The following is a 6,371-nucleotide window of genomic DNA, read 5'->3' as shown; positions in this document are numbered from 1 at the left end:
CAGGACCGTCGGCACCCTCTGGGATACCATCGGCAGTCTCCTCGACCGCTTCAGTCCGAGCGAGTGCGCCGCCTACTTCCAACACTGCGGCTATGCACAGTCAGGGCAATAAAGGTCTAGAGCGGATCGCGGAGGGGCGTGAACGCACGGGAGCGTGGGGCCGCTCTGCAAGCAATGACCCATGGCGGCTGGCGTCCGGTTCCGAACGGCAGCCGCCGCAGAGCTTTCCCGCCGCATGTGGCGGCCACGGCCCCCTGGGAGCCCGCGCCGCCACGCCCCGCCTACCGCACCACGTAGACGTCATAGGTCGGGCCGGCCGGCGGGCGCTGCCCCACCCCCACCGCCAGCACGCGGTTCAACCAGGCAAGCTCGGGGTCGCTGGTCTCGAAGCGGATGGCGATGCGGAAATAATAGGCGCCGGGGTCCACCTGCTCCCCGCGGCCGAGCTTCGCCAGCACCTCCGGCGGGCCGCTCCGCACGCCGCTGTACTGCATGTAGACATGCTGGCCCTTCTCGGTCCGCAGCACCAGCCGGACATCCATATGCGCGGTGCCGTCCGGCTCCACCCGCAGCCAGTCGGCCGTGGTGCCGGGCACCAGGGTGCCCTTCAGCGATGGCCCCTCGAAACTGCCGCCCGTCACCGGGATCACCCGCAGCTCCTTGCCCCCGCCGGCGGCCGCCATCTGCGGCGTTCCGGCCTCCAGCGCCATGCGGAACAGGAATTCCGTGTTCAGCGGCAGTGGCGTCACGCTCATGCTCGTTTCCTCCTTGTTGGTTGTGGTCAGCGCTGCCGCCAGGGCAGGCCGGTGGCCTTCCAGCCCGCGACGGTGCCGCGATGCCCTTCGGCATCGACCGGCCCCTCGAACCCGTCCGCCACGTTGAAGGCGTGCGGGAAGCCCGCTGCCTGCGCCGCCATCCCGGCCGAGAGGCTGCGCGCGCCCGAGCGGCAGATGAAATAGAGCTTGTTTTCCGGCCCCAGCCCGGCCTTGCGCAGATGCTCGGCGAAGGCGCCGTTCACCTGCATGGAGGGATAGAGCTGCCACGGGATCAGCACCGCCTGCTTCTGGAACTCGGCCAGGTCCGGCAGGCCGACGAAATTCCACTCGGCATCCGTGCGGACATCGATCAGCACGGCATCGGGGTCGCGCCGCAGCGCCTCCCAGGTCTCGGCAGGGGTGATGTCGGGCACGCCTGGCATGCGGGGTCTCCACGGGGCTCGTCTGGGCCGCAGGATGGGATGGCCGGGGCGGATGGGCAATCGGCCCGGGCGGACCGGGCCCGGCCGGCACCGTGGCGGGAGGCGGGAAGGGCGGCCGGCGGCAGCCCCGCGCCGTTCCGCAAGGCGCAGCCCGCCCGCGGAACCCCCGGGCGCCAGGCCGATGCAGCAAGCGGTTTCGGATACCGGCCCCCGCCGGCCGCGCCGGCGGGAGGATGCCGGGCGTCAGATCCGCTGGTGCAGTGCGCAGACCAAGGTGAACAGCCGCCGCGCCGTCTCGAAATCCAGCCCGATCCGCCCCTCCAGGCGCTGCGTCAGCAGCTCCGCGCCCTCGTTGTGCAGGCCGCGCCGGCCCATGTCGATCGCCTGGATCCGCGCCTCGTGCCCGCCTTCCGCCACGGCCAGCTCATGGCTCTCCACGATCATGTGGTAGTCCTTGATCAGCCGCCGGAAGGGGCCGAGGGCCAGTGCCACCGCCCGCACCGGCGCGTCCGCCGCGTCGCGGATGTCGAAGACCAGCCGGCCATCCCGCACGCAGAGGTTGAGCGCGAAGGGGCCGCCGGGGACGCCCACCGGGTCGAAGCGGTTCTCGGTCAGCAGATCGGCCACCGCCTGGCGCCGGTCCGCCTCCGCATAGGCGGAGGGCAGGGGGGTGGCGTCGGGCAGGACGATACTCTCCAGCCGCCGCAGCGCCGGATCGGCCGGCGCCGCTGCCGCCTGGTGGGCGGGCTCAGCCATGCGGACCCCGGATCGGGCCGCCAGCCTGCCGGAGCGCCTGGGCCTGCGCCGCTTCCTGCTCCGCCGCGACGAATCCGAGCGTGCTCATCCACCCCACCACCCCACCTTTGATCGGCCGGAGCAACAGTGTGCAGGCGATCGCGAAGAGCGGCAACCAGATGACCATGTGCAGCCACATCGGCGGCTGCCAGGCCTTCTCCACCCAGAAGACCGGCGGCACCAGCAGGTGGCCGACCAGGAAGATGGTGAAGTAGGGCGGCGCATCATCCGCCCGCAGCAGGCCGAGCGGCGTATGACAATGGCTGCATTCCGGCACCACCTTGAGGAAGCCGGCGAACACCTTGCCCTCCCCGCAGAAGGGGCAGCGATTGGCGACGCCGCGCCGCAGCGCGACCCAGAGGGGCGGGGCGGCGAGGCCCGGACCGGCGGCGGTCGCGCCGTTCGGGGCGATGGTGGCGGCGCTCTCGGGGGTCCAGCGCATGGCGGTTCTCCTGGGCGGCGGCCGGGGCCGCGGCCCGTCCTTTCATTGGTGGCCTCGCGGCGGCGCTCCGGCCGTGCGCCTGGCCACGCCGCCCTCGGGCCCGGCCGGGCCCGGGGCGCGTTGTGCGACGCAATATCGGCCTGCCACCCACCCGGGATCAAGCGCCGCGGCACCGCCCTGCGTTCCCCACCCGCCGCGGGCGGGTGGGGCTTGCATGCCGTGGCAGGGCAGGGCGACCCTGCCGCGCATGTCAGAGCGCATCCTGGTCATCAACCCCAACGCCTCCCACTCCTGCACCGAGGGCATCGGGGCGGCGCTGGCGCCGCTGCCGCTGCCGCCCGGCCTCGCGCTGGAGGTCACGCACCTGCCGGACGGGCCGCCGGCGATCGCGAGCTGGGAGGACTGGCATTCCGTCGCCCTGCCGCTGTGCCGCTTGGTGGAGCGGGAGCAAGCCGCCGTCTATGTCATCGCCTGCGTCTCCGATCCGGGGCTGGAGGCGGTGCGGGCCGCGACCGCCCGGCCGGTGCTCGGCATGTTCCGCTGCGCCGTCGCCGCCGCGCTGACGCGCGCCGAGCGCTTCGGCGTCATCGGCTTCGTCGAGGCGAGCCGGGCCCGCCAGCGCCGCGCCCTGCAGGTCATGGGGCTGGAGGCGCGGCTGGCGGGGTGGGAGCCGCTGAACCTGCCGATGGAGGTGCTGACCGACCCGGTCGCGCCGCGCGCGCGCATCGCCGCGGCGGCACGGGCCCTGGCGGCGGGCGGGGCGGAGGCGATCGTGCTGGGCTGCACCGGCATGGCCCGCCATGTCGCCGCGGCGGAGGATGCCGCCGGCCTGCCGGTGATCGAGCCCTGCCGCGCGGCCGGCGCCATGGCGGTGCTTGCGGCGCTGTCCGCGGCGTCCGGCCATGCCGGGGCCGGCGCGCCGGCGATGCGATAGGCAGCCGCCCGCGTCAGCGCTGCGGGTTGCGGCCGCCGAGGGTCCCGCGCTCGCCGGCCGTGGGGGGCAGGCCGGTCTGCTCCGGTCGGCCGATATCGGGCTGCAGCGAGCGGCGATCGGCCTCCATCGCGCGCACCCTTGGCGGCGTCGCCGCGGGCGGCGGGCCTTCCGGCTGCCCGGCCTCGGCCGCACGGTCCTGGCTGAGGCCCTGCTGCAACTGGCGGGAGGCACGTTCGGCCGGGGTCTCGGCGCGGAGCAGCCCGGGCGCGAGGAGGGCGGGCGAGAGCAGGGCGAACAACAGCGGCAGTCGGCGCATGGCAGGGTCCCCGGCGCCGGCGGGGGCCGGTGCCACAAGCATGGCAGCGCGCCGGTCCCCCTGCGGTTGCCGGCACCCTTCAGGCTGGTGGCCGGAGCAGATCACAGAAAAGGCGTGATCCCGACCGGGGTGGATCCGGGCTTGCAGCCGCCATCGGCGACTGAGGCCGCGTTGGGGGCCCGGAATGCGGCCCGCGGCTCGTGCCGCGCAGCCAGGCCGCCGCAGGCGGCACCGGCGCCCGGGGCCGCAGCCATGCGCCGGCATTCTGGCGGGGCGGTATGACCCCGCGCCGAGGGCAATGACCTGCGGCGGATTGGCGTTCGGTTCCGAACGCAATCCGCTGCAGGTCCGGGTCAGATGACCTTCACCCAGCTCGTCAGGTGCTGCAGGAAATCGTCCTTGCCGACGCCCTCCAGCCGGATGCTGTCCTCGCCGATCCGGATCGTGGTGTAGCTGGCATCGCCGGAGACGAACTGCGCCACGTCGCGGGCATTGCTGATGCCCGAGTTGTTGATGTTCGCCGACAGCCAGATCTGGTCCTTGCCGCTGAAGTCGTCGATCACGTCGTCGCCGAATCCGCTCTCGAAGACGAAGGTATCGCTGCCCTTGCCGCCGGCCAGGGTGTCGTCTCCGAATCCGCCGATCAGCGTGTCATCGCCCTTGTCGCCGAACAGCGCATCATCGCCGAACCCGCCATGGAGCAGGTCGCTGCCGTCGCCGCCCTGCAGCGTGTCGTCGCCGTAATCGCCGAAGATGCGGTCGTCGCCCTTGTCGCCCAGCAGCAGGTCGTCGCCGCGGCCGCCATCCAGCGCGTCGTCGCCCTTGCCGCCGTTCATCAGGTCGCTGCCGGCCTCGCCGAACAGGGTGTCATCGCCGGCATCGCCGTCGATCGTGTCGTCACCCCGGCCGCCATTGATCAGGTCGGAGCCGTCGCCGCCCGACAGCACGTCGTCCCCGGCATTGCCGAGCAGCGTATCGGCGCCCTTGCCGCCCGCGAAGGTATCGTCGCCGGAGCCGCCCCACATGGCGTCATTGCCGGACCCGGCGGTGACCGCGACATCGAAGACGTTGTCGCGCGCATCGATGATGTTCGAGCCGGTATGCCCCGAGAGATCGAGATCGATGTTGGCCGAGACGATCTTGTAGTAGGCATCCAGGTTGCCCGGGATGTCGTCCAACCCGAGAATGGGGCCGGATCCGATAACCGACGCGAAATCACCCATCTGTACCATCCTCCGCCGGGAGGACTCGCGGCATCGCGAGCCATGGTCGGTTCTCACAACCAATGGCTGATGAATTATTAACGATTAAACCCAGGGTTGCGACAAGTGGGGTGGTGGAAGTGCCGGGGGTGCTGCGCCAGGGCAGCCCGGCGGGGCGGCCACCCATGATGAAACCGTATCAACTTTCCGTGGCGCGGCGGCCTCGGGAGCCGTGCGCAGGGTCCGGGGCATGCAGCCCGCAGCCGCGGGCCCATGCTCATATCAGGCCGCATAACGGCTGACCTGCAGCCGCCACAGGCGGCTGAGCGTCCGGATGGGCGCCGTGCCCCATGGCGCGCAGCCAAGCCGCCGGAAGCGGCGCCGGCGACCGAGGCCGCAGGAATTATCAGCCGTGGGCGGGCGACCAGACCGGCGGCGCGACGCTGCCGACCTGGCCGGTGATGCGCCCATAGGCCTCCGGCCGGCGATGGGCGGCGAAGTTGAAGATCGTGCCGCGGCCCAACTCGCACATGGAAAGGTCGCAATCCGCGATGATTAGCTCGTCATCCCAACTCGTCGCCTGGGCCATGATCTCGCCCTGCGGGTTGACGATGATGGAATGGCCGAACAGCTCATGCCCGTCCTCCACCCCCGCCTTGGCGACCCCGGCGGCGAAGCAGGCATTCTGGTAGCAGCCGGCCTGGATCGAGAGATGGCTGTGGAAGACGCGCAGGTGATGCGCCTCGAAGCCCCGGTTCTCCATGTTGAGGCTCGGTGTGTTGTAACCGAGCATGACCAGCTCGACCTGCTGCAGGCCGAGCACCCGCCAAGCTTCCGGCCAGCGGCGGTCGTTGCAGATCATCATGCCGATATTGGCCTGCGTCTCCCCGACCGGCGCGCGAACCACGGGGAAGCCCAGATCGCCCACCTCGAAATAGCGCTTCTCCAGGTGCTGCACGTGGCGCGTGGGCGCATACTCGGCATGCCCGGGCAGGTGGACCTTGCGGTACTTCAGCACCACCTCGCCCGAGGGATGCACATAGATGGCGGTGTTGAAGCGCCGGCCCTCCGGCGTCTTCTCGGCATAGCCCAGGTGGAAGCCTATCCCGTATCTGCGCGCCGCCTCGAAGAGCGGGGCGGTGGCGTTGGAGGGCATCGCCGTCTCGAACCACTGGTCCGCCGCCGCGAGATCCTCCTCGTACCAGCGGGGGAAGAAGGTGGTCAGCGCCAGTTCGGGGAAGACCACCACCTCCGCGCCGCGGCGATGCGCGATCTCCATCAGCCGGACCATGCGCCCGACAGCGACCTCGCGCCCCTCGGCGCGCTGGATGGGGCCGAGCTGGGCGGCGGCGAGGGTGAGGCGGCGTGGCATGCGGGCGAGTCCCAGGCTGTGGTGGCGTGGATGCTAGTCGCGGGGCCGGGGCGCGGGGAGGGCCTCGCCCCCGCCGCCGGATGGAATGATCGCCCGGCCATGAGGACGACCG

At 71.8% G+C, this 6,371-nt stretch carries 8 protein-coding genes; 1 reads left to right on the top strand and 7 read right to left on the bottom strand.

All coding sequences use genetic code 11. From position 1 onward, the window contains the following. Window positions 1-281: 281 nt before the first annotated feature. The 4 genes from LHA35_RS15920 to LHA35_RS15905 all read right to left on the bottom strand — a co-directional run bounded on the left by LHA35_RS15920 (window position 282) and on the right by LHA35_RS15905 (window position 2,435). Window positions 282-755, bottom strand: a complete 474-nt coding sequence (locus tag LHA35_RS15920; RefSeq protein ID WP_226609661.1) for a DUF3237 domain-containing protein — start codon at window positions 753-755, stop codon at window positions 282-284. 26 nt (window positions 756-781) lie between these two features. Then, a complete protein-coding gene (locus LHA35_RS15915; protein WP_226609659.1) occupies window positions 782-1,198 on the bottom strand; it encodes a rhodanese-like domain-containing protein in 417 nt (138 codons plus the stop codon). Window positions 1,199-1,441: 243 nt separating this feature from the next. After that, window positions 1,442-1,954, bottom strand: coding sequence for a UPF0262 family protein (locus tag LHA35_RS15910; RefSeq protein ID WP_226609657.1), 513 nt, complete (start codon window positions 1,952-1,954; stop codon window positions 1,442-1,444). Further along, complete coding sequence (locus tag LHA35_RS15905; RefSeq protein ID WP_226609654.1) at window positions 1,947-2,435, bottom strand: DUF983 domain-containing protein; 489 nt, start codon at window positions 2,433-2,435, stop codon at window positions 1,947-1,949. The genes LHA35_RS15910 and LHA35_RS15905 overlap by 8 nt, the downstream gene beginning before the upstream one ends. Before the next feature lie 247 nt (window positions 2,436-2,682). Here LHA35_RS15905 and LHA35_RS15900 point away from each other — a divergent pair, with 247 nt between their 5' ends. Continuing rightward, the gene (locus LHA35_RS15900) at window positions 2,683-3,369 is read left to right on the top strand and encodes an aspartate/glutamate racemase family protein (RefSeq protein WP_226609652.1); all 687 of its coding nucleotides are present in this window, start codon (window positions 2,683-2,685) and stop codon (window positions 3,367-3,369) included. Between the two features lie 13 nt (window positions 3,370-3,382). On the opposite strand, the gene LHA35_RS15895 is transcribed toward LHA35_RS15900, so the two are convergent. The 3 genes from LHA35_RS15895 to LHA35_RS15885 all read right to left on the bottom strand — a co-directional run bounded on the left by LHA35_RS15895 (window position 3,383) and on the right by LHA35_RS15885 (window position 6,259). Continuing rightward, window positions 3,383-3,685 carry a hypothetical protein gene (locus tag LHA35_RS15895; RefSeq protein WP_226609650.1) on the bottom strand — a complete coding sequence of 101 codons (303 nt, stop codon included), beginning with the start codon at window positions 3,683-3,685 and terminating at the stop codon, window positions 3,383-3,385. A 353-nt stretch (window positions 3,686-4,038) separates the two neighbouring features. Next, window positions 4,039-4,908 (bottom strand): calcium-binding protein, encoded by an 870-nt coding sequence (locus tag LHA35_RS15890; protein WP_226609648.1) that lies wholly within the window; start codon window positions 4,906-4,908, stop codon window positions 4,039-4,041. Window positions 4,909-5,293: 385 nt separating this feature from the next. Beyond that, the gene (locus tag LHA35_RS15885) at window positions 5,294-6,259 is read right to left on the bottom strand and encodes an N-carbamoyl-D-amino-acid hydrolase (RefSeq protein ID WP_226609645.1); all 966 of its coding nucleotides are present in this window, start codon (window positions 6,257-6,259) and stop codon (window positions 5,294-5,296) included. Between the last annotated feature and the right edge of the window lie 112 nt (window positions 6,260-6,371).

It is taken from the genome of Roseicella aerolata, assembly GCF_020523605.1.
Classification (GTDB): domain Bacteria; phylum Pseudomonadota; class Alphaproteobacteria; order Acetobacterales; family Acetobacteraceae; genus Paracraurococcus; species Paracraurococcus aerolatus.
The sequence above is the reverse complement of the archived record's forward strand: the minus strand, read 5'-3'. Positions and strand labels throughout refer to the sequence as shown.

Coding starts and splice junctions, on each gene's coding strand:
- LHA35_RS15920 (WP_226609661.1), bottom strand. CDS start 755: ATGAGCGTGACGCCACTGCCGCTGAACACGGAATTCCTGTTCCGCATG.
- LHA35_RS15915 (WP_226609659.1), bottom strand. CDS start 1,198: ATGCCAGGCGTGCCCGACATCACCCCTGCCGAGACCTGGGAGGCGCTG.
- LHA35_RS15910 (WP_226609657.1), bottom strand. CDS start 1,954: ATGGCTGAGCCCGCCCACCAGGCGGCAGCGGCGCCGGCCGATCCGGCG.
- LHA35_RS15905 (WP_226609654.1), bottom strand. CDS start 2,435: ATGCGCTGGACCCCCGAGAGCGCCGCCACCATCGCCCCGAACGGCGCG.
- LHA35_RS15900 (WP_226609652.1), top strand. CDS start 2,683: ATGTCAGAGCGCATCCTGGTCATCAACCCCAACGCCTCCCACTCCTGC.
- LHA35_RS15895 (WP_226609650.1), bottom strand. CDS start 3,685: ATGCGCCGACTGCCGCTGTTGTTCGCCCTGCTCTCGCCCGCCCTCCTC.
- LHA35_RS15890 (WP_226609648.1), bottom strand. CDS start 4,908: ATGGGTGATTTCGCGTCGGTTATCGGATCCGGCCCCATTCTCGGGTTG.
- LHA35_RS15885 (WP_226609645.1), bottom strand. CDS start 6,259: ATGCCACGCCGCCTCACCCTCGCCGCCGCCCAGCTCGGCCCCATCCAG.